22 protein-coding genes are annotated in these 23,910 nt (G+C 64.5%); 3 read left to right on the forward strand and 19 right to left on the reverse strand.

The genetic code is table 11. The features are described from left to right. The first annotated feature begins 181 nt into the window (after positions 1-181). On the forward strand, positions 182-784 hold the full coding sequence (locus tag OKW43_RS14935; protein ID WP_429448180.1) for an RBBP9/YdeN family alpha/beta hydrolase: 603 nt from the start codon (positions 182-184) through the stop codon (positions 782-784). 157 nt (positions 785-941) lie between these two features. Here the strand turns inward: OKW43_RS14935 and bioB are convergent, their stop codons facing one another. The 11 genes from bioB to OKW43_RS14990 form a co-directional block, all read right to left on the reverse strand. Further along, positions 942-2,042 (reverse strand): biotin synthase BioB, encoded by a 1,101-nt coding sequence (gene bioB, locus OKW43_RS14940; RefSeq protein WP_429448182.1) that lies wholly within the window; start codon positions 2,040-2,042, stop codon positions 942-944. Between the two features lie 51 nt (positions 2,043-2,093). Further along, positions 2,094-2,834 (reverse strand): dethiobiotin synthase, encoded by a 741-nt coding sequence (gene bioD, locus OKW43_RS14945; protein WP_429448184.1) that lies wholly within the window; start codon positions 2,832-2,834, stop codon positions 2,094-2,096. Then, complete coding sequence (gene bioF / locus OKW43_RS14950; RefSeq protein ID WP_429448186.1) at positions 2,831-4,015, reverse strand: 8-amino-7-oxononanoate synthase; 1,185 nt, start codon at positions 4,013-4,015, stop codon at positions 2,831-2,833. Before bioF ends, bioD begins: the two co-directional genes overlap by 4 nt. Continuing rightward, entirely contained in the window at positions 4,015-5,376 is a 1,362-nt protein-coding gene (gene bioA / locus OKW43_RS14955; protein ID WP_429448188.1) for an adenosylmethionine--8-amino-7-oxononanoate transaminase, read from the reverse strand. Before bioA ends, bioF begins: the two co-directional genes overlap by 1 nt. 339 nt (positions 5,377-5,715) lie before the next feature. Next, complete coding sequence (locus tag OKW43_RS14960) at positions 5,716-7,023, reverse strand: dienelactone hydrolase family protein (protein ID WP_429448190.1); 1,308 nt, start codon at positions 7,021-7,023, stop codon at positions 5,716-5,718. A 542-nt stretch (positions 7,024-7,565) separates the two neighbouring features. Beyond that, positions 7,566-8,021: a YchJ family protein gene (locus OKW43_RS14965; RefSeq protein ID WP_187636983.1), complete on the reverse strand. Its 456-nt coding sequence runs from the start codon at positions 8,019-8,021 to the stop codon at positions 7,566-7,568. A gap of 7 nt (positions 8,022-8,028) precedes the next feature. Next, positions 8,029-9,159 carry an acyl-CoA dehydrogenase family protein gene (locus OKW43_RS14970; protein WP_429448193.1) on the reverse strand — a complete coding sequence of 377 codons (1,131 nt, stop codon included), beginning with the start codon at positions 9,157-9,159 and terminating at the stop codon, positions 8,029-8,031. A gap of 11 nt (positions 9,160-9,170) precedes the next feature. After that, positions 9,171-9,848, reverse strand: a complete 678-nt coding sequence (locus tag OKW43_RS14975) for an SDR family oxidoreductase (protein ID WP_187636981.1) — start codon at positions 9,846-9,848, stop codon at positions 9,171-9,173. Positions 9,849-9,875: 27 nt separating this feature from the next. Further along, a complete protein-coding gene (locus OKW43_RS14980; RefSeq protein WP_187636980.1) occupies positions 9,876-11,084 on the reverse strand; it encodes an acetyl-CoA C-acetyltransferase in 1,209 nt (402 codons plus the stop codon). Between the two features lie 72 nt (positions 11,085-11,156). Continuing rightward, complete coding sequence (gene aceK, locus OKW43_RS14985) at positions 11,157-12,974, reverse strand: bifunctional isocitrate dehydrogenase kinase/phosphatase (protein WP_187636979.1); 1,818 nt, start codon at positions 12,972-12,974, stop codon at positions 11,157-11,159. A gap of 39 nt (positions 12,975-13,013) precedes the next feature. Beyond that, on the reverse strand, positions 13,014-13,418 hold the full coding sequence (locus OKW43_RS14990; protein ID WP_187636978.1) for a MerR family transcriptional regulator: 405 nt from the start codon (positions 13,416-13,418) through the stop codon (positions 13,014-13,016). 159 nt (positions 13,419-13,577) lie between these two features. Between OKW43_RS14990 and OKW43_RS14995 the strand changes: the two genes are divergently transcribed. Further along, a complete protein-coding gene (locus OKW43_RS14995; protein ID WP_429448196.1) occupies positions 13,578-14,651 on the forward strand; it encodes an MBL fold metallo-hydrolase in 1,074 nt (357 codons plus the stop codon). Positions 14,652-14,783: 132 nt separating this feature from the next. Here OKW43_RS14995 and OKW43_RS15000 read toward each other — a convergent pair whose 3' ends face one another. From OKW43_RS15000 to argS, 8 genes are all read right to left on the reverse strand, one after another. Then, complete coding sequence (locus tag OKW43_RS15000) at positions 14,784-15,227, reverse strand: lysozyme inhibitor LprI family protein (RefSeq protein WP_187636976.1); 444 nt, start codon at positions 15,225-15,227, stop codon at positions 14,784-14,786. Then, positions 15,209-15,955, reverse strand: coding sequence for a LysM peptidoglycan-binding domain-containing protein (locus OKW43_RS15005; protein WP_429448199.1), 747 nt, complete (start codon positions 15,953-15,955; stop codon positions 15,209-15,211). The genes OKW43_RS15000 and OKW43_RS15005 overlap by 19 nt, the downstream gene beginning before the upstream one ends. A gap of 230 nt (positions 15,956-16,185) precedes the next feature. Continuing rightward, complete coding sequence (locus OKW43_RS15010) at positions 16,186-17,772, reverse strand: ABC transporter substrate-binding protein (RefSeq protein WP_429448201.1); 1,587 nt, start codon at positions 17,770-17,772, stop codon at positions 16,186-16,188. 180 nt (positions 17,773-17,952) lie between these two features. Then, positions 17,953-18,771 carry a cobalamin-binding protein gene (locus OKW43_RS15015; protein ID WP_187636974.1) on the reverse strand — a complete coding sequence of 273 codons (819 nt, stop codon included), beginning with the start codon at positions 18,769-18,771 and terminating at the stop codon, positions 17,953-17,955. A gap of 3 nt (positions 18,772-18,774) precedes the next feature. Beyond that, the gene (locus tag OKW43_RS15020; protein ID WP_187636973.1) at positions 18,775-19,548 is read right to left on the reverse strand and encodes an SDR family oxidoreductase; all 774 of its coding nucleotides are present in this window, start codon (positions 19,546-19,548) and stop codon (positions 18,775-18,777) included. A 15-nt stretch (positions 19,549-19,563) separates the two neighbouring features. Next, positions 19,564-20,202 carry a thiol:disulfide interchange protein DsbA/DsbL gene (locus OKW43_RS15025; protein WP_187636972.1) on the reverse strand — a complete coding sequence of 213 codons (639 nt, stop codon included), beginning with the start codon at positions 20,200-20,202 and terminating at the stop codon, positions 19,564-19,566. A gap of 187 nt (positions 20,203-20,389) precedes the next feature. Continuing rightward, on the reverse strand, positions 20,390-21,193 hold the full coding sequence (locus OKW43_RS15030) for an SPOR domain-containing protein (RefSeq protein ID WP_187636971.1): 804 nt from the start codon (positions 21,191-21,193) through the stop codon (positions 20,390-20,392). A gap of 80 nt (positions 21,194-21,273) precedes the next feature. After that, the gene (gene argS, locus OKW43_RS15035; RefSeq protein WP_187636970.1) at positions 21,274-23,064 is read right to left on the reverse strand and encodes an arginine--tRNA ligase; all 1,791 of its coding nucleotides are present in this window, start codon (positions 23,062-23,064) and stop codon (positions 21,274-21,276) included. 462 nt (positions 23,065-23,526) lie between these two features. Here argS and OKW43_RS15040 point away from each other — a divergent pair, with 462 nt between their 5' ends. Beyond that, complete coding sequence (locus OKW43_RS15040; RefSeq protein WP_187636995.1) at positions 23,527-23,853, forward strand: DUF1840 domain-containing protein; 327 nt, start codon at positions 23,527-23,529, stop codon at positions 23,851-23,853. Positions 23,854-23,910 lie beyond the last annotated feature (57 nt).

Below are 23,910 nucleotides of genomic sequence, written 5' to 3' on the forward strand. Positions count from 1 at the left end.
AAATCGCGTGCGTTTGTGCACGGACATGCGCTTTGAGATGGACTCCGTCGTGGGTGTCGACCCCGCGCGCACCGCGCATGTCTTCGTTTGCCCGATAACTAAAGCACAAAAACTTGGTTCATCGACGCGCGACCGAGCGGGACAATGATTGCCCGAATTCCCTGCGCAGCGAGGCACGCACATGCTTTCATGCACCCGTTCGAACTGGCCGCCGCGGCTCGTCACCGTTCCCGGCCTGCACGGCAGCGAAGGCGCGCATTGGCAAACATGGCTGGAGCGGCAGTTCGCGCACTCGTTGCGCGTCGAGCAGGCCAATTGGGACGCGCCCGATCTCGCGCTATGGGCGAAGTCGATACGCGATCTGCTCGCGCGCGAACGCGGTCCGTTCGTGCTGGCCGCGCATAGCTTCGGCTGCCTCGCGACTGCGCATGCGTTCCAGCAAGGCGCGCTCGTCAGCGACGTGGTCGGCGTGCTGTTCGTCGCGCCGGCAAGTCCGCGCAAGTTCGAATTCGCGGGACCGTTCGACGCGCGACGGCTGGGCGTGCCGTCGATCCTGATCGGCAGCGAAACCGATCCGTGGATGACGCTCGCCGACGCGCGCGATCTCGCGCGGCGCTTCGGCAGCGCGTTCGTCAATCTCGGCGACGCGGGGCATATCAACACGGCGGCGGGCTTCGGTCCGTGGCCGCGTGCGAAGTATTTCGTCGATACGCTCGTGCATTGCGCGGCGCCGCTGCGCTTTCGCGAAGAGGCCATCGAAAGGCCACAGCATGCGCTCGTGTGAGCGCCGTGTGGCGCTGCGCGCGAGGGCAGCAATCGCTAGAATCCCGCTTCACGCCGCGCCTGATGGGGGGACGTTCGATCAGGTTACTGTTGATCGGAAGTAAGCACCAGATTTCTCGTCTGGCGCATGCGACTTGGCGGCGCAGCGATTCCGCGACTCAATTCGCCACGCCATGTTCCCCATGCTCATGAGCACACGCACGCTCGCACCCACTCTGCTCGACCGGCATCTGCTGCGCGGCTTCAGCGTGAATCCCCAGACGCGCGAGCAGCTTGCGATCCGCTTCCGCCTGCGGGTTGCTGGTGGTCAACAACTGGTCGCCGTAGAAAATCGAATTCGCGCCCGCGAGGAAGCACATCGCCTGCAACGCCTCGTCCATCTGCTCGCGGCCGGCCGACAGACGTACCATCGCGCGCGGCATCGTGATGCGCGCAATCGCGATCGTGCGCACGAATTCGAACGGATCGATCGCTTCGGTCCCCGTCAGCGGCGTGCCTTGCACCTGCACCAGATTGTTGATTGGCACCGATTCCGGATACGGTTCCATGTTCGCGAGCTGCGCGATCAGCCCCGCGCGTTCGCGGCGCGATTCGCCCATGCCGACGATGCCGCCGCAGCACACGTTGATGCCCGCGTCGCGTACGCGTTCGAGCGTGTCGAGCCGATCCTGGTACGTGCGCGTCGAAATGATCTGGCCGTAGAACTCTGGCGACGTATCGAGATTGTGGTTGTAGTAGTCGAGGCCCGCATCGCGCAGTGCTTGTGCCTGGTGTGCTTCGAGCATGCCGAGTGTCACGCAGGTTTCGAGGCCCATCGCCTTCACGCCGCGGATCATGTCCTTGATCGGCTCCAGGTGGCGGTCCTTCGGATTGCGCCACGCGGCGCCCATGCAGAAGCGCGTCGCGCCGTTCTGCTTTGCGACCTGCGCGGCGGCGAGCACGTCGTCGACGGCCATCAGCTTGTCGGCCGCGAGACCCGTGTCGTGATGCACCGATTGCGGACAGTACGCGCAATCCTCTTCGCAGCCGCCGGTCTTGATCGACAGCAGCGTCGACAGTTGCACCGCATTGGCGTCGAAATGCTCGCGATGCGTTTGCTGCGCGCGAAACAGCAGGTCGTTGAACGGCAGTTCGTACAGCGCGACGATATCGGCGACGCGCCAGCGCGCGAGCGGCTTCGCTTCGGTAGCGGCTGCGGTCGGATTGCTGTTGGCGGCGCTCGCTTCGGCGGTGCCCGCTGCGATGTTCAGTTTTGTCATGTGATCGATCCTCGTAAACGGATGAATTGGGTTCGGTGCTGCGGGGCAGCGCTATGCCGCGCGCAATTGGCGCAGCGTTTGCAGAAGCCGTCGAATGTCGAGCTGTTGCGCCGCAAGTTCCGGCGACGGCGGGCTGATATGCGGCACGACGCCGAGCAACGGTGCGTCGTACGCTTGCGCAAGATGTGCGCGAATCGACGCGATGTTTTCGTCGGGAAAGGTCATGTCCGGGTCGATGCGATTCGCGACCCAGCCCGCGAGCGTGAGACCGCGCGCGACGATCGCTTCGGCGGTCAGCAGCGCGTGGCTGATGCAGCCGAGCCGCATGCCGACCACCAGCACGACCGGCAGCTTCAGTGCGACGGCGAGATCGGCGGTGTCCCGCGTCGCGGTCAACGGCACGCGAAAACCGCCGACACCTTCGACCACGACAACCTCGGCGAGCTTCAGCGCCTGGCTGTGGCACGCAACGATGTGCTCGAGATCGAACGACACGTTTTCCAACGCGGCCGCGATGTGCGGCGCGGCCGGTTCCTTCAGCAGATACGGCGTGCGCATGGCGGGCGGCAGCAGCACGCTCGACGCGGCATCGAGCAGATCCGCGTCCTCGTTGTGCAGCACGCCGTTCACTTCGAACGCGCCCGCCGCGATCGGCTTCATCGCGGCTGCCTGCAGGCCTTCGCGCACGAAGCCGCGCAATAGCGCCGACGACACGAAGGTCTTGCCGATTTCCGTATCGGTGCCGGTGACGAACAGCGACAGCGTGCCGTCATCGTTATTCAGATTGCTCATGCCGCGCGCGTTCCAACCTGTTGCAGGCCGGCTTCGAGCCGGTCGAGATCCGCATGCGAGTGCGCGGCCGACAGCGAGATACGCAGGCGCGACGTGCCGGTCGGCACGGTCGGCGGACGGATCGCGGGCACCCACAACCCCGCGCGATCGAGCGACGCGGCGATGTCGAGCGTCGCATCGTTCGCGCCGATGATCAGCGGCTGAACGGCCGTATGCGAATCGACGGGTAACCACTGCGTCGCCTTCAGCATCGCGCGCGTGCGTTCGATCAGTTGCTGGAGATGCGCGCGGCGCGCATCGCCTTCCTCGCCACCGATGATGCGCAGACTCGCCGACACCGCATGCGCGGCCGCCGGCACCGACGCGGTCGTGAAGATATACGGACGCGCGCGCTGCACGAGCCATTCGATCACGGTCGCATGCGCGACGACGAACGCGCCGGAGACACCCGCCGCCTTGCCGAGCGTGCCGATCGAGATCAGATGCGGCGAGCGCAGCGCGGCTTGTGCGATCGCGCCACGGCCTTGCGGGCCCAGTACGCCGAAGCCGTGCGCATCGTCGACGATCAGCCATGCGCCGTGCCGCTCGGCGAGTTCAAGCAAACGCGGCAGCGGCGCGATGTCGCCGTCCATGCTGAACACCGTGTCGGACACGATCACCTTGACGTCCGCCTCCGACGCTTCGAGCATCGCGCTCAATGCATCCATGTCGCAGTGCGGATAGATCTGCACATCCGCGCGCGACAGCCGCGCGCCGTCGATCAGCGAAGCGTGATTGAGCGCATCGGAGAACAGCGTCGTGCCGCGGCCCGCGAGCGCGGTCAGCGTCGCGAGATTCGCCATATAGCCGGTGCTGAAATACAACGCGCGCGCATCATCGACGAAGCCGCCGGCAAATTCGGCGAGATCGTCTTCGAGTTGCGCATGCGCACGCGAATGACCGCCGAGCAGATGCGAGCCGCCGCTGCCCGCGCCGTACAGGCGCGCGCCTTCGCCGATCGCGTCGATCAATCGCGGATGCGCGGCAAGGCCCAGATAGTCGTTGCTCGCGAAGCCGATGATGTCACGGCCGTCGACCGTCATGTGCGCGGCGCATGGTGTGTCGGCGGTGCGGCGGCGTCGGCGCAGACCTCGTGCGTCGAGTTCCTTGAGCCCTTCGGCGAGCGTATCGAGCAGATGCATCAGCGGGCCTCCGCGAGCGTGGCGCCGAAGGTGTCGCGCGTGCGTGCGGCGAGCAGCGCGAGTTCTTCGTCGTCGAGGATGTACGGCGGCATCAGGTACACGGTGGTGCCGATCGGGCGCAACAACAGCTCGCGTTGCAGCGCGTTGTCGAAGAAGCGGCGCGAGAACGTTTTGGCTTGCTCGGGATCGTCGATCATCGCGTCGAACGCGAAGATCGTGCCGCGCTGACGCAGATTGCGCACGTGCGCGTGCTCCGCGAGCGGCGCGAGCGCGGCCGCGAGCGTCGCCGATTTGCGTGCGTTGGCGGCGAGCACATCGTCGCTCGTGAACAGATCAAGCGTCGCGAGCGCGGCGCGGCACGCGAGCGGATTGCCGGTGTACGAGTGCGAGTGCAGGAAGCCGCGCGCGGTGTCGTCGTGATAGAAGGCCGCGAAGATCTCGTCGCGCGACAGCACGATCGACAGCGGCAGATAGCCGCCGCTGATGCCTTTCGACAGACACAGGAAGTCGGGCCACACGCCCGCCTGTTCGCATGCGAAGAACGTGCCGGTGCGGCCGCAGCCGACCGCGATTTCGTCGGCGATCAGATGCACGCCGTACTGGTCGCACAACGCGCGCAATCCGGCGACGTACGACGCGTCGTGCATCGCCATGCCGGCCGCGCACTGCACGAGCGGTTCGACGATCAGTGCGGCGATGCGGTTCGCGCGCGCCTCGAACAGCGCGCGCACGTTGTCGAGCGCGCGGCGCGCGACGTCGGCGGCGGTTTCGCCCGCTTGCGCGAGTCGCGCATCGGGCGACGCGACGACGTGCGCGTGACGAATCAGCGGGTCGTATGCGTCCTTGAACAGTGCGACATCGGTCACGCCGAGCGCGCCGATCGTCTCGCCGTGGTAGCTGTTGGCGACACAGACGAATTCCTGTTTGTCGGCGTAGCCCCGGTTGCGCCAGCTGTGAAAGCTCATCTTCAGCGCGATCTCGACGGCGGACGCGCCATCCGAGGCGAAGAACGCGTGGCCGAGCGTGTTGCCGGTCAATGCGTGCAGACGTTCCGCGAGTTCGACGGCGGGCTCGTGCGTGCAGCCGGCGAGCATCGCGTGTTCGAGCGTATCGAGCTGGTCTTTCAGAGCCGCGTTGATGCGCGGGTTCGCGTGACCGAACAGATTGACCCACCACGAGCTGATCGCGTCGAGATAGCGATGACCCGCGCGATCGAACAACCATGCGCCTTGACCGCGAGCGACGGGGATCAGCGGCAGACGTTCGTGGTGCTTCATCTGCGTGCACGGATGCCACACCGCGCGCAGACTGCGGGCGACCCAATCGTCAGGGGCGACGGGGGGAACTGCTGACTTTTCCAAAGAGGTACTCCAGGATGCTTTTTTGCCACGCGCGCAAGCCTCGGCGAGTGCGCGGGGTCGAGATTAGCGGTTTATTGCGTCGCGCGCATCACCCGCGGGACCCGCATTTTTCGCGGTGGCGTCGAGGTTTGGCGCCGTTCGATGCAGCTTGTTCGATTTCGTGAGGGAAGCTCGCCAATCGACGGAGTTAGCGACGTCAAAGTAATGAGCTATTACTGGCCAGAATTTGGGTGACGAGGTGTTTTTTGCGGGGGAACCGAGGGCACAAGAAAAAGCCCGCCGATACGGCGGGCTTGCGGCACATCAAAATCAGCGCGACTTTAAGGCTCTATGCGTACTTCACTCCCGGCTCGCCATTGCTGGCCGGCCGTTGGCATCGGCACCATCCGCATCCGCCGTCTGCGAGCTCTGGTTGCCCCACACGACCGCGTTATCGACCGCATACAGCCGGCACGGATCGGAGCTCTGTTTCTGGCAATTCGCCACCGCCACCGACATCGGATTGTCGCCGCCCTCGGCCCACGACCACGCGCCCGAATCCGACACCGCGAACGCGCGGCTCGGATACTGATGCAGGAAGTTGCGATAGCCATTGCGGCCCTCGTTGTCGAGGTACGGCACCGCATCGACCGCGTCGAGCGCGGCGAAGCCGGTCGCCTTCGGCGCGGCCGGATCGGCGACGTGATATTGCACGGCCGTCGGCATACCGGCGCGCGCCAGGAATGCTTCGACGGTCGGCCACCACACGTGCACGCCGTCGCGGTCGCCGATAAGCCGATGCGCGTCGTTCTTATAGTTGCCGAAATCGATCATCTTGACGCTCGCGCCGTGCGCGCGATACGCGGCGTACATGCTCGCGACGAGCGGCGCGTTCCATACCGAATCGTTATTGCCATAGAGCCACAGCGACGGCACCGTGGTTTTCTCGCCGTATGCGCCGAATGCGCGCGTCAGATTGCCCTGCCAGTCCTCGCAGGCGTCCTGACGCAGGCCGCCCGAGAAATTGATCAGCGCGCGCACGCCGGGCGCCGCTTCGGTGCCGTACGCGATCGTCGCCAGACCGCCATGTGAAGTGCCGGCCACCGCGATGTGCGTCGCGTCGACATAAGGCTGCTTCGACATGTAATCGATCGTCGCGGCAACGTCGCCGGCCTGGCCGAGGCCATTGCGCTCGACGTCGCAGCCGTCCTGCTCGTACACGCCGTCCGAGTGGCCGAAGCCCTGGCGGTTCGGCGCGACGACCACGTAGCCGCGGCGCACGAATTCGCGCGCGAACGGCAGTGGGTCGCTGCGTTCCTGGGTGCGCGGGTCGCCCGGAATCTTGCCGTGGTTGAACACGATCATTGGGAACGGGCCGGGCCCGTCCGGCTTGTAGATCGTGGTTTCGAGCGTGACCGCGCCGGCGGCGTCGACCGGCACGCGGATGACCTTTTCGTTCAGGCGCGCGGTGGGCAGATAGACGTCGTCCTCGAGCGCGAGCCGCGGCACGCGGGCGCGCGACAGCGGCCCTTGGGTGTCGCTTAGCGGCGTCGCATTCTGTGTCGAAGCAGACGTGTAGGTGAGCGAATCGGCGTGCGCGATCGCGACAGCGCACGTGGCCGCGGCGCAGATCACCGCACATTTCGTCAGAACCTTGCTCAACACCATCGACGTACCTTTTTCGACACAAAAAGACCCACTCGCGTACGTTGTGCGGGAAGCGCACGCACGCCAATCGAGATTGCACGGGATGAACCCAACGGCCGGCGCGACCCCACGCGCCGAAGATGAGCGTCACTCGATGCCGCCGGAGTCCGCGGCCCGCATTCGATCGGCGGCCCGTCAGGCTTCCTGCGCATGTTGCGGAGCCGGCATGACCGGCTCTCGCAATGTGACGTCATGAAACAACGGACTCATCCTGGCACGCCAATTTTGTTTTGTGCAATCAAGGAGAACCCGCGAGGAAAAAATTGCTGCATGTGCGAACGAGGCTTCAAAGCCTTGCGGGGCAAAGGCTGCGGACGTATGGCGGCAAGCGGCGGGTAAAGGCCGTGTAAGTGCTGTGGTGCTCGGCCAACAAAGAGCACAGCGGAGAAAAACGAAAAAGGCCCTGTCCAAGGGCCTTTTATGAATCTCGTCGCGAGGGACGAAAGACGTCGGAAAGCTTCGTCGTGCAATGTAGCGACTACTTAATCGCCGCTTGCTCGTCGTCACTCGTTGACGTCGCCATCGACATAACGCCAGCGGCCATCATCGCCGCGCAGGAAGCGGCTCACTTCATGCAACCGTTGCGCACGTCCCCCCACCTTGTAGCGGGCGACGAATTCGACGGTCGCGTGATCGGCATCGCTTTCGGCGAACGCTTTGATCTGCAGTCCGAGCCAACGGGGCGCGTCGGGCGCGGCAGGGTCGGCGTCGAGAGCGGCGGGGCAGGTGCGGGCGTCCCACGTCGCGCGCAGATAGTCCGTTGCACCGAGCACGTACGCGCTATAGCGCGAGCGCATCAGTTCCAGCGCGCGCGGCGCCGCGTCGCCGCCGTCGATATAGCGACCGCAGCATTGCGCGAAACGCGGCGCTTTGGTCGCGGTGCCGCCGCGTGTGTCGGGCGTGGCGCCGCCGCACGGACAGTCGGCGGGTCTTTGCAGTGACAACAATGGTTTGTTCATCGAAATTTCAGTTGAGCGCGCGAGCGATCAGCATCTTCTGAATGTCGCTCGTGCCTTCGTAGATCTGGCACACGCGCACGTCGCGGTAAATCCGCTCGACCGGGAAGTCGCTCAGATAACCGTAGCCGCCGTGAATCTGCAAGGCGGCCGAGCAGATGCGCTCGGCCGCTTCGGAGGCGAACAGTTTTGCCATCGCGGCTTCGGTCAGACACGGCTGGCCTGCGTTCTTCAGTGACGCCGCATGCCAGATCAATTGACGCGCGGCTTCGAGCTGCGTCGCCATGTCGGCGAGACGGAACTGCACCGCCTGATGCGAAAACAGCGGGGCGCCGAAGCTCTCGCGTTCTTTCGCGTAATTCAATGCCGCCTCGAACGCGGCGCGCGCCATGCCGACGCTTTGCGCGGCGATGCCGATGCGCCCGCCTTCGAGACCCGACAACGCGATCCGGTAGCCTTCGCCCGGCGCGCCGATCAGGTTCGCGGCCGGCACGCGGCACGCCTCGAACACGATCTGGGCGGTATCCGACGAATGCTGTCCGAGCTTGTCCTCGACACGCGCGACCACGTAGCCCGGCGTGCTGGTGGGCACGATGAACGCGCTGATGCCGCGCTTGCCGGCGGCCTTGTCGGTGACGGCCATCACGATCGCGACGTCGCCGTTCTTGCCGCTTGTGATGAACTGCTTGACGCCGTTCAGCACGTACGCGTCGCCGTCGCGCGTCGCGGTGGTGCGCAGCGCCGACGCATCCGAGCCCGCCTGCGGCTCCGTCAGGCAGAACGCGCCGAGCATCTCGCCGCGCGCGAGCGGCGTGAGCCAGTCGCGCTTCTGCGCGTCGTTGCCGTAAGTCAGCAGGATGCTGCATACCGGGCAGTTGTTCACCGAGATCGCGGTCGATGTGCCGCCGTCGCCAGCCGCGATTTCTTCGAGGATCAAGGCGAGCGCGAGCGCATCCATGCCGGCGCCACCATACGTTTCGGGCACCAGCACGCCATAGGCGCCCAGCTCGGCGAGCTGCCGGTGCACGTCGCGCGGAAAGGTGCGCTCGCGGTCCCATTGCGCCGCGTACGGCGTGATCGCTTCGCGCACGAAGGTGCGCAGCGCGTCGCGCACCATCAAGTGATCCTGATCAAGCACCATGAACGTATCTCCTACCAGTCGAGCTGCGTACCGTCGTGCTGAAAGAAGCGGCCGTGAAAAGCGTCGCGCGATGCGGCCGCCTGCGCCAGCACTTCGCGCATGCCCGCGACGCTGCGCGCCGGATCGAGCGCGGCCTGCGCGCCGCCCATGTCGGTGCGCACCCAGCCGGGATGCAGCGACACGCAGGTCGCGCGCTGCGCGTCGAGCGACGCGAGCTTCAGCACGTCGTTCAGCGCCGCCTTGCTCGCGCGATACAGCCAGCCGGTCGTGCCGCTCGCATCGGCGATGCTGCCCATGCGGCTCGAAATCACCGCGAACACGCCGTCCGTTTCCTCGACGAGCGGCAGCAGGATCGGTAGCAACTGCATCGGGCCGCGCACGTTCGTGTGCATCACGTGATCGAAGTCCTCGGCGCTGACCGTCTCGATACCTTCGGTGCGCGGGCCGTACACGCCCGACACCAGGATCGCCGCATCGAGGCGTTCGCCGTCGAGCTTCCAGCCGAACGCCGCGATCTCCTCGGGCACGGTGACGTCGAGCGCGAAGGTTTCGGCGCCCAGTTCGTTGAGCGCGTCGAGCGCGGCGCCGTCGCGCGCGGTCGCGAGCACGCGCCAGCCGCTCTTGCTGTACTGCCGCGCGAATTCGCGGCCGAGGCCGCGCGACGCGCCGACGATCAATACTGTTTTCATCGTATGCCTCGAAGTTTTGCCGACGCGTCAGATCAATTCGATACCCATCGCGGTCGCCTCGCCGCCGCCGATACACAGCGTCGCGACGCCGCGCTTCAGACCGCGCTTTCTGAGCGCGCCGATCAGCGTAACGACAATGCGCGCGCCCGAGGCGCCGATCGGATGGCCGAGCGCGCATGCGCCGCCGTTCACGTTGACCTTGTCGTGCGGTAAATCGTGCTCTGTCATCGCGGCCATCGTGACGACCGCGAACGCTTCGTTGATCTCGTACAGGTCGACGTCGCCGGCGCGCCAGCCGTTCTTCACGAACAGCTTGCGGATCGCGCCGATTGGCGCGGTGGTGAACTTCGCGGGCTCCTGCGCGAACGTCGAATGACCGACGACGCGCGCGAGCGCCTTGACCCCGAGCCGCTTCGCGGTGGACTCGCGCATCATCACGAGCGCGGCCGCGCCGTCCGAGATCGACGACGAGTTCGCCGCCGTCACGGTGCCGGTCTTGCTGAACGCGGGTTTCAGCGTGGGGATCTTGTCGAGGTTGGCCTTGAACGGCTGCTCGTCGCGCGCGATCGTGACGTCGCCTTTGCGGCCCGCTACGGTGACTGGCGCGATTTCCCAGTCGAACGAGCCGTCCTCGTTCGCGCGCTTCGCGCGGTTCAGCGACTCGATCGCGAACGCGTCCTGCGCCTCGCGCGTGAAGTCGAACGACGCCGCGCATTCCTCGGCGAACGTGCCCATCAGACGGCCTTTGTCGTACGCGTCTTCGAGGCCGTCGTAGAACATGTGGTCGAGGACCTGGCCGTGGCCCATGCGCATGCCGCCACGCGCTTTCGGCAGCAGATACGGCGCGTTCGTCATGCTTTCCATGCCGCCCGCGACGATCACGTCGAGGGAGCCGGCGGCCAGCATGTCGTGCGCGAACATCGCCGCGCGCATGCCGGAGCCGCACATCTTGTTGACCGTCGTGCAGCCGGTGGCGAGCGGCAGACCCGCGCCGAGCGCGGCCTGGCGCGCGGGCGCCTGGCCGAGGCCGGCGGGCAGCACGCAGCCGATCACCGCTTCGTCGATCTGCTCGGGCTTCAGACCCGCTCGTTCTACGGCCGCCTTGATCGCGACCGCGCCGAGTTGCGGCGCGCTCAGCGACGCGAAGTCGCCCTGAAAGCCGGCCATCGGCGTGCGCGCCGCGCTGACGATCACGATCGGATCGGCATGGATACCACTGTGGTTTGCGTCACTCATGTTAGAGCTCCTTGGTCATAGCTTGGATGGCTACCGCCGCGCGTGGCCTGATGCGAACCCTCGTGGGATTCATCAAGCCACGCGCACATCTGGTTCGTCCGCCTGCGCATCGGTCGCTGCGGCGAACCGCTCGGGATAACGCACGCAAAAGCGCACGCTCTGGTCATACGGGAAAAAATCGGGCAGCTCGCCCTTTAGCAGAGAATCCTTGTATCGTTGCCACAGCTCGGGCTCGAAGAAATCCGCGTGATGCCGCATGAACGACCGGCGCACGCGCGGATCGCCGAGCAGGAACGTGCCGTACGTCTCGGGAAAAATGTCGTGTGGACCGACCGCGTACCAGGGCTCGTCCGACATTTCGTCTTCCTCGTTGCGCGGCGGCGGCACCGCGCGCACGTTGCAGTCGGTCAGGTATTCGATCTCGTCGTAGTCGTAGAACACGACGCGGCCATGTCGCGTGACACCGAAGTTCTTGTACAGCAAGTCGCCGGGGAAGATGTTCGCCTGGATCAGTTCCTTTACCGCGTTGCCGTATTCCTTGATGCCGTGCTCGACGTCGTCGTCGTTGCCGTTCTGCAGGAACAGATTGAGCGGCACCATGCGTCGCTCGATGTACATATGGCGAATCACGAGGTTGTCGCCGTCGTATTCGATCAGCGACGGCACTTCCTTCTCGAGTTCACGCAACAGCGTTTCGTCGAGCCGCGCAAGCGGCAGCGCAACGCTCGAATATTCGAGCGTGTCGGCCATGCGGCCCAGGCGGTCGTGACGTTTGACGAGTAGGTACTTCTGCTGGATCTGCGCGCGCGTGGTTTCCTTCGGCGGCGGAAAGTTGTCCTTGATCAGCTTGAACACGTACGGAAACGACGGCAACGTGAACACCAGCATCACGAGCCCCTTGATGCCGGGCGCGACGATGAAGCGGTCGCTCGAATGCGACAGGTGATGCAGCAGGTCGCGATAGAACAGATTCTTGCCCTGTTTCTGCAGACCCACCGACGTATAGATTTCCGCCTTCGGTTTGCCCGGCATCACCGTGCGCAGAAACTCGACATACGCGGACGGCACTTCCATGTCGACCAGAAAATACGAGCGCGAGAAGCTGAAGATGATCAGCAACTGCTCGCGCCTGAGCAGCACCGTGTCGAGCGCAAGCACGCCCGGTTTCACATGACGCAGCGGCACCGCGAACGGCAGCAGCGCGTCGCCGTTGATGATGCGCCCGACGATATACGCGGCCTTGTTGCGATAAAACAGCGACGACAACACGTGAATCTGGAAGTTCGGCGCTTCGTCGAACACGCCGAACGCGTCGCGAATCGACTGCATCACGCAGGCGACGTCGCGCGTCAGATCCTCGAACGGCGGATCGAGCTGGAAGTTCGTGACGACCCGCTCCAGGGTCGCGGCCAGTCCGTCAGTGCCGGGGTAGTACGCGCGATAGGTCGGCTTGGCGGCCAGTTCGTCGTTCTCGAGGTATTCGGTCGAGATCGCCGGACGCACGAAAATGAAATCGTTGTTGAAATACGAGCGGTGCAGAATCTTGCAGCACACCGAATTGAAAAACGTTTCCGCGCATTCGGGCTGGCGGTGCGTAGTCAGAAGACCGATGTAGTGCAGCTTGATCTGCTGCCACACTTCGCTGTCGATCTTCTCCGCGTCGTACTCGTCTTCGAGCAGATGCACGCATTCCTGCACACGATCGTCGTACGACGTGATGCGCTCGCGAGCGAGCCTTTGCAGGCCATGCCAGTCGCCGGCTTCGAACAGCGTCTTCGCGTGGATCGCGGCGTCGCGAAAGACCCGGTAGTGACGGTCGAACCCTTCGAGCATCGTCTGCGCGACGTCGAAACCGATTTGCGACGATAACAGCTTGGGGAAGTGATTCATCACGCGCGCTCCGCAAACGCCGGTCAGAGTCAGACAACTTCAGGCAGGCTTCGCGTCGTGCCTGGCGCCATCGAGCAGCGCGCGCGCCTGCGCTTCGTACTGCGCGAGATCTTCGAGCGTCGCGTCGAGATCTTCGCGCTGGCGCTCGAGCACTTCACGATGACGCGTGACCGTCGCGAGAAACGCATGCAACTGCGGTACGGTGTCGGTTGGCGACTCGTAAACGTCGAGCAGGTCGCGGATCTCCGACAGCGTGAAGCCGAGCCGCTTGCCGCGTAGCGTGAGCTTCAGACGCGTGCGGTCGCGGCCTGAATAGACGCGCCGCAAGCCGCTGGAACCCTCGCGGCTCGGCGAGAGTAAACCCTGGTCTTCGTAGAAACGGATCGCGCGCGGCGTGACGTCGAATTCGCGCGCGAGCTCGGTGATCGTGAATTGCGTATTCATCGGAACATCTCGTGGACGCATGGCCGGGCACAAATATGGATTGGACGATAGAATCGACGTTTACGTTATCGTCAACCTGAGCGGAAAGCAACCACAACCTGGCCGACCGGCATCGCACACCTCGCCGTGCCGGAGAGTCGTCGGAGGAAGACAGTCCCCATGAATGCACTCGAACACCAACTCCAATACCCGTTCAACGACACGTTGCCCGACGCGGGCCGCACGATGGCAGTCGCGCCCGGCGTGCTATGGCTGCGTATGCCGCTGCCATTCGCGCTCGACCATATCAACCTGTGGCTGCTGCGCGATGAAATCGACGGCCAGCAGGGCTGGACCGTGGTCGATTGCGGCATCACGTCGGACACGATCAAAGTGAATTGGGAGAACGTGTTCGACTCGGTGCTCGACGGTCAGCCGGTGCTGCGCGTGATCGTCACGCATTGCCATCCTGATCACATCGGCCTCGCGCACTGGGTGTGCGGCGGCGGCAATAAGAAGCGCTGGGACGCGCGGCTGTGGATGACGCTCGGCGAATACATGCAGGCGCGCGTGATGGCGACCGGCGACGGCTCGAACGCGGGCGGCGAGGCCGCGGCGCGGCACTTCGCGCGGCACGGACTGAACGACGCCGAATCGCTCGATAAACTGCGCAATCGCAACAGCTATTACTCGAGCCTCGTGCCGGCGATTCCGGGGCAATACCGCCGTTTGCGCGAAGCCGAGGACGTGAGGATCGGCGGCAGGACATGGCGTGTGGTGACGGGCTTCGGCCATTCGCCTGAGCACTGCGCGCTGTACTGCGCACAAACCAGCACGCTGATTTCCGGCGACATGGTGCTGCCGCGCATTTCGACCAACGTGTCGGTGTTCGATATCGAGCCTGAGGGCTCGCCGCTCGAACTGTACCTGGAGTCGCTCGGCCGCTACGAGACGATGCCCGACGACACGCTGGTGCTGCCGTCGCATGGCAAGCCGTTTCGTGGCGTTCGCACGCGGATTCAGCAGTTGCGCGAGCATCACGACGCACGGCTCGCTGAAGTGCGGGAGGCTTGTGCGGAAAAGCCGCGCAGCGCCGCCGATATCGTGCCGCTGATGTTCAAGCGCCAGCTCGATATCCATCAGATGACGTTCGCGATGGGTGAGGCGCTCGCGCATTTGCATCTGCTGTGGCGGGCGGGGGATTTGAAGCGTACGCAGGATGCGGATGGGGTGATTCGGTTCGCGGCGGTGTGATCTCGACCCTTTGTCCGGCTCTGCTTCGATACGCCGATAGAAGAGCCCGGCTGCGTATAGCGGGCCTTTTTTTGAATAATTCAGCACTGTTAGTTGCTGGCGGCGCAACGGTGCTGGGTGTGTTCATACGAACTACTTCAACGGCAAGTCAGATGCAGCGTCGCGGAGTTGCTGGGCACGCCGGTTATTCAGTTCCGAAACGCAAGCCAAATGACCCATTTCGTGCGCATTGCCGGCTCCGCCACCACTTAATGAAGCTGAGAAGTCGCATTGAGTCTCGCGGTACTCGGCGAATTTCCGGTTTGAGGCGGCGAGTTTTGTCCTGGCCTGGTTGACGTACTTGTTGTCTTCATCCCATTTGGAGAGGGTGCCAGCCATCTTCTCCTCGGCTCGTCTGAGGGCCTTCTGACTGGCCTCTGCTTTTTCTGCCAGACAGTCCCGCATTCCCGCTTGCGAGAACGCGCTGCATTCCTCGCGCAAAGTTTTCTCGCTCGCAACGGGAGCAGTTGAGGCCGCAGGGACCATTGTTGGCAGGCAGGCGACCAGGCCGAAACAGATCAACTTGATTGTGCGCATAGGGCTGCCTTTCCTTTACGAACCAATGACAACGCGTAATCAAGCTTTCTGGCGTAGTTTGGGTCGCGGCGTCCCTTATAGCGCTGCGCTATCAATGTCGTGGAGATGGGGTGCCAGCCTGCAATCACGTTTTGAACTGACGCTTTCCGGTACTTCAACACTTGTCCAGGGCGAAGAACAGTGGCCGTCGGGTTCAGTTTTCTCAACGTCTCGATTGTGGTGCCTTGAGCCCTCGCCATCTTGTCCATGCTATCGCCTGGCTTGACACCGATTTCATAGACTTTAGGGTCAGCGTCAAGTACGCTTCGGTGCTCGAAACGTGCCATGCGCATGAGCAGGTAGCCAATCCCGGCGCGGATGTTATACGCCGGTATCGTTCTGACTGAGGCTACTGTCAGTTGTCTTTTCCAGCCTGGAACCAGAGTGAGATCGCCGCCTTCTTTGCCCGAAAGCAGCGATGCTAGTCCGGGATCTCCTGAAACCCCAATTTGCATCGGCTTGGCGTTCCACTGAGGATCGTGCGCACCTGTTTCGACCCACAACATCGCCTTGATAAGCTGCCAGTCCAAGGGCACGTACCCGGATGTGCCGCGAAGATGGCGGTTGTACTCATTGACTGCCCTCTGGATCTCGCAGTCCCAGGAATTCCATTTGACATCGCTTACAGCCTTGCTAACGCCATCCTGCCACCGTTCAAAACCTGTCCTCGTCGGAGCTTGCATTGCCATAACCATTCCTTCTGTCAAAGTGTAGGCGGCTACTTCGCAAGCAATTATCAGCTTCTTGCCAGAGGAAAATTGCATTAGGAATAGGTCTGGCGGGCAAAGACCCGAAATCACGTCGGAAAAAGGTTACGCAGTGTTAGATGCAACCAGCCAATCCGTGCGTTGAACAAAAAAAAGCCCGGGCAAAAACCGGGCTTTCTTGCAGGGTCGGCGGCGTCAGCCGCGGCGCAGAATCACCGTACCGCCACCGCCCCAAAATTCTGCCGCCCAAACGGACTCACGCGATACCCGCTCACGTTCGTGCGCGTGATTGCGGCAGCGGTTGGATAGCCGAGCGGAATCCACAGCGCTTCGTCGTGGATGATTTGCTGCGCGGCTTCATACGCTTTCGTGCGCCTGGCGATATCGGCCGTGGCTTTGCCGTCGGCAATCAGCTTGTCGAGATCCTGATCGCAGAATCGCGCGAAGTTGATGCCCGACTTCACCGCATTGCAACTGAACAGCGGCGACAGATAGTTGTCCGGATCGCCGTTGTCGCCAGCCCAGCCCATGAAAAGCGAGTCATGCTGTCCTTGCTTCGCCTGCTTGATCAGCTCGCCCCATTCGATAACCTTGACTTCCGCCTTCACGCCGATCTTCGCAAAGTCGGCCTGCAGCATTTCGGCACCGGCCTTCGGATTCGGATTCAGCACGCTGCCATTCGGACGCACCCAGATCGTCGTTTCGAAGCCGTTCGGATAGCCCGCGTCGGCGAGCAGCTGCTTCGCCTTCGCCGGATCGTACGGCCAGCCCTTGATCGACCGGTTGTAGCTCCACGTGTTCGGCGGATACGGGTTCACGGCCGGCGTCGCGGTGTTGTCGAACACGGTCTTCAGATACGAGGTGCGGTCGAACGCCATGTTCAGCGCGGCGCGCACCTTCTGGTTGTCGAGCGGCTTCTTCTGCGTGTTCAGCGCGACGAACGCCGTCATGAACGCGGGCGTTTGCACGATCGCGAGAGACTTGTCGTTCTTCGCGTCGGCAAGATCCTGCGGCTTCGGCGACAGCGCGATCTGACATTCGCCAGCCTTCACTTTCTGCGCACGCACGGTCGCGTCCGGCGTGATCGCGTAGATCAGGCGCTCGATCTTAGGCTTCGGCCCCCAGTAGCTCGGATTCACGTCGTAGCGGATCACCGCGTCTTTCGTATAGCTCTTCAGCACGAAGGGCCCGGTGCCGATCGGCTTCGCGTTCAGGTCGACCTGCTTGCCGGCCTTCAGCAACTGGTCCGCGTACTCGGCCGAATAGATCGATGCAAACCCCATCGTCAGAATCGACACGAACGTCGCGTTCGGCTCGTTAAGCTCGAACTTGACCGTGTTGTCGTCGACCTTGGTAATCGCTTTGATCAGCTTCGGCAGCCCCATCGACTGCGCGTGCGGGAAGCCGCTCGCGCCCGCCACCTTGTGCCACGGATTGCTGTCGTTGAGCATGCGGTCGAACGTGAAGATCACGTCGTCGGCATTCAGCGCGCGGGTGGGCTTGAAGAAGTCAGTGGTCTGGAACTGCACGTTCGGGCGCAGGTGGAACGTGTAGGTCAAGCCGTCGGGGCTCACTTCCCACTTGTCGGCGAGCGCGGGTACGACCTTCTTCGCGGCTTCATCGAACGACACCAGCGAATTGAAGATCACATCCGCTGATGCATTGGTCGTGACGAGCGAATTGAACTGCACGACGTCGAAGCCGTCGGGGCTCGATTCGGTGCAGACGGTCAACGGCTTGGCGAGCACGAGCGCGGGCGCGGTGAGCAGGATGGCGGCTGCGAGCAGTTTGAAGTGCATAGGATCTCCGGTAACGAGCGCAGTCAGCGGTGCGTGTGGTTGTGTTTATGGCGGCGATGCGTAAGCCGACCTTCGAGGCCTGGCTGGCGGCGCGCCTTCGCGAAAGCTTATCGAAGGGCCATTATGGCGACAACCATTTAATCGACATATCCATATGCGGCGGCGCGCCATGTTGCCGCGTCAAGCCGCCGCCGTCTGGCGCAGCAGATAGTCGATGCCATAGATCGCGCGCGCGCCGTACCACGACGTCATTTCCCCATCGATCAGCTCGATGCGTTTGCCAGAGAGACGCGGATCGCGCGCGAGCGCATCGCGATGTGCGGCCGTGAAGCGGTATGGCTCGCTCGACAGCAGCACGCGGTCGACTTGCGCGAGCCACGGCGCGTCGTCGAAGTCGAGCGTGGGGTAACGCGCGGCGCCCACGCGGCCGCCGTACACGTCGGGCAGCGTGTGCCAGTTCACGAGACGCAGCATCGCGGCGATGTAGGTGTCGCGCGCGACGCTCATCCACGGTTCGCGCCAGATCAGGTACAGCACGTTCTGCGCGGCGAAGCTGTGAGCGGCGGCTTCGTGCAGACGCGCTTCGAGCGCGGTGCTCAGGCGCTGCGCTTCGTCCTCTCGTCCGAAGATCGTGCCGAGCAACGTGTACAGCGCGAGATTGTCGCGCGGCGTCTGCGGATGGGTGACGACGATGTGCGGCACGAACGCGCGCAGTTGCTCGACGGTGTCGCGTTCGTTCTCATCGACATTGACGATCAGATGGGTGGGGCGCAGCGCGCGGATCGCGTCGAGTTTGACGGCTTTCGTGCCGCCGACCTTCGGCACCGCGCGGACCTTGTCGCGCGGATGCACGCAAAAGCCGGTGCGCCCGACGATCTGCCGCTCGAGGCCGAGCGCGAACAGCGTTTCGGTGATGCTCGGCACCAGCGATACGATGCGCGCATCGGCGCCTGCGACACTGTGCGCGGCGCCGGCTGCATCGACCGCACGGGGCTGCATGATTTACTCGGTGACAACGCGCGGCTTGCGCGGCGCGCGTTCGAACACGCGGTCGTAGAGCCGGCGCGGCAGCACATGCAGCAGCATCGCGGCCACGCGCATCTGCCACGGAAACACCGCGAACGACGTCTGCCGTTCGATCGCCCGCGCGACCTTCGCTGCGAAACGGTCGGCGTCCATCAGGAACGGCATGTCGTACGGATTGTGCTCGGTCATCGGCGTGCGGATATAGCCGGGCGCGATTGTAACGACCCCGACGCGGAACGGCCGCATCTCGACGCGCAACGCTTCGAGATACTTCAGGGCCGCCGATTTCGACGCGCTGTACGCGCCCGAACCCGGCAAGCCGCGCACGCCCGCGACGCTCGCAATGCCGACCAGCGTGCCGCGCTTCGATGCGGCCATCGCGGCGGCAAATGGCTCGAACGTCGCGACCATGCCGAAGTAATTGATGTCCATCACCTCGCGGAAGGTGCGCAGTTCGCCGTGGCCCGTCAGTGCGCCGCGGCTGATGCCGGCGTTGGCGATCACGACGTCGGGCAGGCCGTGCGCGGCGATGAAGCGCGCGGCCGCATCGGCGAGCGCTTCCGTGTCGCGCACGTCGACTGCATAGACCGAGACGGTGTTCTGGGGATGGGACTGCCGGAACGCGGCGAGCGCGTCGCCGCGGCGGGCGACGAGGCCGAGAATCGCGCCGCGCCGTGCGTATTCGCCGGCGAGCGCGAGGCCGATGCCGCTCGAAGCGCCGGTAATGAAAACCTTCAGCGGTGAAGTCATACCGGCGCCTCGTGATTACATCTTCTTGGCGCGGACTTGCGAGACGAGGTAGTCGAGCACCTGGATCGTGCCCGGCAGGGTGCCTGTCGCGGCCGGGCCGGTTTCATACTTGCCCTGGACCGCGAGCGTCGGCACGCCGTCGATCTTGTAGTCGTCGAGCAGCTTCTTGTCCTTCTGCAGCGCGCTTTGCGTCGAGAACGAGTTGTACGCTTCCATGTACTTCTTCGGATCGACGCCGAGCTTCGCAAGGAACTTGGTCTGATCTTCCGGCGTCAGCAGGTAGTTCTTGTTGACGTGGATTTCGTTGAAGACCTTCGGCGTCAGTTCGTCCACGACGCCGAGCGCGTCGAGCGCATGGAACATCTTCGAGTGCGGGATGAAGTCGTCGCGGAAGGCGACCGGCACGCGGCGGAACACGACGTCCTTGCCCTGCTTCTTGACCCACGCGTCGAGGAACGGGTTGAATTCATTGCAATGCGGGCAGCCGTACCAGAAGAATTCGATGACTTCGATCTTGCCGGCCGGCACGTCGGTCGGCTGCGGCGAGGCCAGCACGGTGTAGTCCTTGCCGGCGACCGGCGCGGCCGGCGACGCGTGCGCGCTGGCCGCGATCAGGCCCAGCGACAGAAACAGGATGCTCAGCAGTTTTTTCATGTTGTGTAGACCCAGATAAGGCGGAGCGCGGTGACGCGATACGAAAGGCCCGTCACCACTGGTCGGATTCGGCGTGGCCGCCCGACACGAAACAGGTCGAAGCGGAGGTCGAAGCGGCCATCGTGCTTGTGACCCGCGCGCCGCGCCGATAGTTCGACGCGCCGCGCGAGCCGGCGTTACCGTTTATTTATTGTTTGGTGAAGCGGATCACCGCGGTATCGACACCGGCGTCCGACAGACGCTGACGGCTCGAATTCATGTCCTCGAACTTCGAGAACGGCCCGATGCGCACGCGGAAGTACGTGACGCCGCCGGCATCGCGCTGCGTGACCTTCGATTCGAAGCCCTGGAACGCGAGACGCGCGCGCTGCTGTTCGGCGTCGGCGGCGGTCTTGTACGCGCCGACCTGCAGGAAGTAGCCGGTGTTCGCGTCGCCCGGCGCGGGCGCGGCGGCCGAGCCCGGCTTGGTGTTGGCCGCGGTGGTCGTGCTCGGGCCCTTCGGCGCGGAGCCTTCCGCGGTGGCGGCCGGCGCGCTCGACGTCTGCGGCTTCCTGGCCGGCGCCGGCGCGATGGTGCCGCCGGTGCCGTTTTCCTGCGCGGGATTCGGCGCGACCGCCGTGCCGTTGTTATTCGCGTTCCCGGCCGACGGCGGCACTTCGACGATCTGCGGTTCTTCGAGCATGCCCGACTGGGTCTGCGCGTTGGTCTGACCCGGCGCGGTGTTCGGCGGCGCGGGTTGCGCGGCCTGCGGCACCGGCTGGCCCGGCGTCTTGCCTTGCAGCGGACGGTTCGGATCGTATTGCGCCTGGCTCGCGCCGTTGTCCGTCGCCGCCGGCGGCGCGACCTTCGACACAAACGGCGTCGGTGCACGGGTGATATACAGCGCCACCACTACCGCGATCGCCAGGCCGACGATCAGGCCCAGCACGAGACCGAGAAAAGTGCCCCCGGTTTGCTTCGATTGCTTTGTTGTGCGGCGTGGTTTTGCCATCGTACGAATCACCTGCAAAAAGAATCCAGGAACGGGCCGTCGATTATAACGACGGCCGCGTGCATATTGCGCCGCAGGAGTTACATCTTGACGGGAGCGGAGACGCCGATCGTCGCGAGACCGTTGGCCAGCACCTGGCGCGTGGCCGCGAGCAGCGCGATGCGAGCGTTGCGTTCGGCCGCATCGTCGACCAGCACGCGCTCGGCACGGTCATTGTAGAACGAGTGAAATTCTCCGGCGAGTTCGCGCAGGTAGAACGCGACCGCGTGCGGCGCGAGCTCGTCGGCGGCGTGCTGCAGCATGTCCGGGAATTCGGCGAGCTTGTTGAGCAGCGCCATCGAGCGCTCGCTCGTGAGCGGCGCGAGATCCACGCTCGCGAGCGCGCTGTCGTCGAGCCCGTAGCGCGCGTTGCACTCGGCGATCACCGAGCAGATGCGCGCGTGCGCGTATTGGACGTAGTGCACCGGGTTCTCGTCGTTCTGCTTCAGCGCGAGGTCGATGTCGAACACGAACTCGGTGTCCGCCTTGCGCGAGATCAGGAAGAAGCGCACCGCGTCGCGGCCGCGGCGAATGGTCTCCTCGTCGATCAGATCGACTGCCGCTTCCGAGCCCGGCGTCGCGCCGCCCGACCATTCGATCAGATCGCGCACCGTCACGTAGCTGCCCGCGCGCTTCGAGATCTTCACCTCTTCGCCGTTGCGCATGACCGTGACCATCTTGTGCAGGATGTAGTCGGGGTAGCCCTTCGGAATGCCGATGCCGAGACCCTGCAGGCCCGCGCGCACGCGCGCGATCGTGCCGTGGTGGTCCGAGCCCTGCACGTTGATGACCTTCGTGAAGCCGCGCTCCCACTTCGCGACGTGATAGGCGACGTCCGGCACGAAGTACGTGTAGGTGCCGTCGGTCTTGCGCATCACGCGGTCCTTGTCGTCGCCGTCGTCGGTGGTGCGCAGCCACAGCGCGCCTTCCTGCTCGTAGGTCTTGCCCGCGGCGATCAGCGCGTCGACCGTTTTCTCGACGCGGCCTTCCGTGTATAGCGACGATTCGAGGTAGTACTGGTCGAACTTCACGCCGAACGCCTGCAGGTCCATGTCCTGCTCGCGACGCAGATACGTGACCGCGAAGCGGCGGATCGCTTCGAGGTTCTCGACGTCGCCCGCGCCGGTGACAGGCTCGCCGTCGCTCGCCTCGACGGTGATGCCGTTCAGATAGTCTTTTGCGATGTCGGCGATGTACTCGCCGTTATAGGCCGACGCGGGCCAGCCTTCGTCGCCGGGGGCGAGGCCGCGTGCGCGCGCCTGGGTCGACAGCGCGAGCGTTTGGATCTGCACGCCGGCGTCGTTGTAGTAGAACTCGCGGTGCACGTCCCAGCCCTGCGACGCGAGCACGTTCGCGAGCGCGTCGCCGAGCGCGGCCTGACGCCCGTGGCCGACGTGCAGCGGGCCGGTCGGGTTGGCCGACACGAACTCGATCAGCACGTGCTTGCCGGCATCGTGCTGCGAGCGGCCATACGCGTCTTTCCCGGCGAACACGGCGGCGATCACGCCTTGCTTGGCTGCAGCCGTGAGCCGCAGGTTGATGAAGCCGGGGCCCGCCACTTCGGCGGTCTCGATCAGGCCTTTGGCCTGCGGATTGACGAGCAGGGCATCGACGATCTGCTGCGCGAGCTGGCGCGGATTGGCGCGCAGCGGCTTGGCGAGCTGCATCGCGACGTTGCACGCGACGTCGCCGTGCGCGGCGACTTTCGGGCGCTCAAGCGCGATGGCGGGCGAGACGAAGGCGGCTTCAGTCGCGCCTTGCGTGGCAGTCGCGACCTGCTTCACCGTCTCGGCGAGCAGTGTTTCGAGTGTGTGTTTGTGTGCGGGCAGCATGCTTGTTGCGAGTCCAGTGAGGCAATCCGGTAAGGCGGAAGAGGTGCCGGCCGCGCCGGTGTCGCATGCGTGGAACGCGGCCCGCGCGCGTTGCGGCGCTAAAGGCGGCGCCGCCGGCAGGCTGTCCCCGAGACGATGCGACAACACGCGACGCAAGCAGCGCAACGCGGCGGGCGCCGCACGGCGGCTCGCGATTATGCAGGCTCGCGCGGCATGCCGGTTGCGACCGATGCTTCGACGCCCGGTCGCACACGTGCGCGATGCTCGTCGAGCCTCGCCGTACATGGCGCTGGCGGCGCGCTTTTCCGTTCAGACGGAATTTTAGCAGGTGCTAATATGTTCAATGAGTTGCCCGCGAGGGGCTGTGGCCGCCGCGCGTTGCCGGCGCCACGTCAGGCGCGCGCTGCCGCCGCCCGTGGGACGCTCGTGCGTCAACCCGACATAACGAAAAAGGGAGCAGTCATGCTGATTACTTTCAAGTGCCACGCCTGCCCGGACGTCATGATGCTGGAGAATCTGGCGCAGTATCTGGTCGGCATTGTCGGCAAACGCCTTGGGCAGCGCGGCGTCATCACCCACGAGGAACTGGGCTCGGCCATCGAAAAGCTGGAAGCGGCGATCACCTTCGACAAGCAGGAGCGCGCCGAGCACGAGGGCCATTTCCACGAGGGGGAGGGCGGCCACGAACGTCACGAGATTCCACCCGGACTCGCGCAGCGCGCCTATCCGTTCCTCGACATGCTGCGCGCGGCGCAGAAGGAAAACGCGGATATCGTCTGGGGGCTCTGATTTCTGCTGGGTTCCGGGTGCCGCGGCCCGTTCGCAGCAGGTGGTGGGCGCTTCTGG

Origin of the sequence: Paraburkholderia sp. WC7.3g, assembly GCF_050436345.1 — a bacterium.
Taxonomy (GTDB): domain Bacteria; phylum Pseudomonadota; class Gammaproteobacteria; order Burkholderiales; family Burkholderiaceae; genus Paraburkholderia; species Paraburkholderia podalyriae.

Bases quoted from the DNA above. Each gene is read 5' to 3' on its own strand.
- OKW43_RS14935 (WP_429448180.1), top strand. From the start codon at position 182: ATGCTTTCATGCACCCGTTCGAACTGGCCGCCGCGGCTCGTCACCGTT.
- bioB (WP_429448182.1), bottom strand. From the start codon at position 2,042: ATGACAAAACTGAACATCGCAGCGGGCACCGCCGAAGCGAGCGCCGCC.
- bioD (WP_429448184.1), bottom strand. From the start codon at position 2,834: ATGAGCAATCTGAATAACGATGACGGCACGCTGTCGCTGTTCGTCACC.
- bioF (WP_429448186.1), bottom strand. From the start codon at position 4,015: ATGCATCTGCTCGATACGCTCGCCGAAGGGCTCAAGGAACTCGACGCA.
- OKW43_RS14960 (WP_429448190.1), bottom strand. From the start codon at position 7,023: ATGGTGTTGAGCAAGGTTCTGACGAAATGTGCGGTGATCTGCGCCGCG.
- OKW43_RS14965 (WP_187636983.1), bottom strand. From the start codon at position 8,021: ATGAACAAACCATTGTTGTCACTGCAAAGACCCGCCGACTGTCCGTGC.
- OKW43_RS14970 (WP_429448193.1), bottom strand. From the start codon at position 9,159: ATGGTGCTTGATCAGGATCACTTGATGGTGCGCGACGCGCTGCGCACC.
- OKW43_RS14975 (WP_187636981.1), bottom strand. From the start codon at position 9,848: ATGAAAACAGTATTGATCGTCGGCGCGTCGCGCGGCCTCGGCCGCGAA.
- OKW43_RS14980 (WP_187636980.1), bottom strand. From the start codon at position 11,084: ATGAGTGACGCAAACCACAGTGGTATCCATGCCGATCCGATCGTGATC.
- aceK (WP_187636979.1), bottom strand. From the start codon at position 12,974: ATGAATCACTTCCCCAAGCTGTTATCGTCGCAAATCGGTTTCGACGTC.
- OKW43_RS14990 (WP_187636978.1), bottom strand. From the start codon at position 13,418: ATGAATACGCAATTCACGATCACCGAGCTCGCGCGCGAATTCGACGTC.
- OKW43_RS14995 (WP_429448196.1), top strand. From the start codon at position 13,578: ATGAATGCACTCGAACACCAACTCCAATACCCGTTCAACGACACGTTG.
- OKW43_RS15000 (WP_187636976.1), bottom strand. From the start codon at position 15,227: ATGCGCACAATCAAGTTGATCTGTTTCGGCCTGGTCGCCTGCCTGCCA.
- OKW43_RS15005 (WP_429448199.1), bottom strand. From the start codon at position 15,955: ATGGCAATGCAAGCTCCGACGAGGACAGGTTTTGAACGGTGGCAGGAT.
- OKW43_RS15010 (WP_429448201.1), bottom strand. From the start codon at position 17,772: ATGCACTTCAAACTGCTCGCAGCCGCCATCCTGCTCACCGCGCCCGCG.
- OKW43_RS15015 (WP_187636974.1), bottom strand. From the start codon at position 18,771: ATGCAGCCCCGTGCGGTCGATGCAGCCGGCGCCGCGCACAGTGTCGCA.
- OKW43_RS15020 (WP_187636973.1), bottom strand. From the start codon at position 19,548: ATGACTTCACCGCTGAAGGTTTTCATTACCGGCGCTTCGAGCGGCATC.
- OKW43_RS15025 (WP_187636972.1), bottom strand. From the start codon at position 20,202: ATGAAAAAACTGCTGAGCATCCTGTTTCTGTCGCTGGGCCTGATCGCG.
- OKW43_RS15030 (WP_187636971.1), bottom strand. From the start codon at position 21,193: ATGGCAAAACCACGCCGCACAACAAAGCAATCGAAGCAAACCGGGGGC.
- argS (WP_187636970.1), bottom strand. From the start codon at position 23,064: ATGCTGCCCGCACACAAACACACACTCGAAACACTGCTCGCCGAGACG.
- OKW43_RS15040 (WP_187636995.1), top strand. From the start codon at position 23,527: ATGCTGATTACTTTCAAGTGCCACGCCTGCCCGGACGTCATGATGCTG.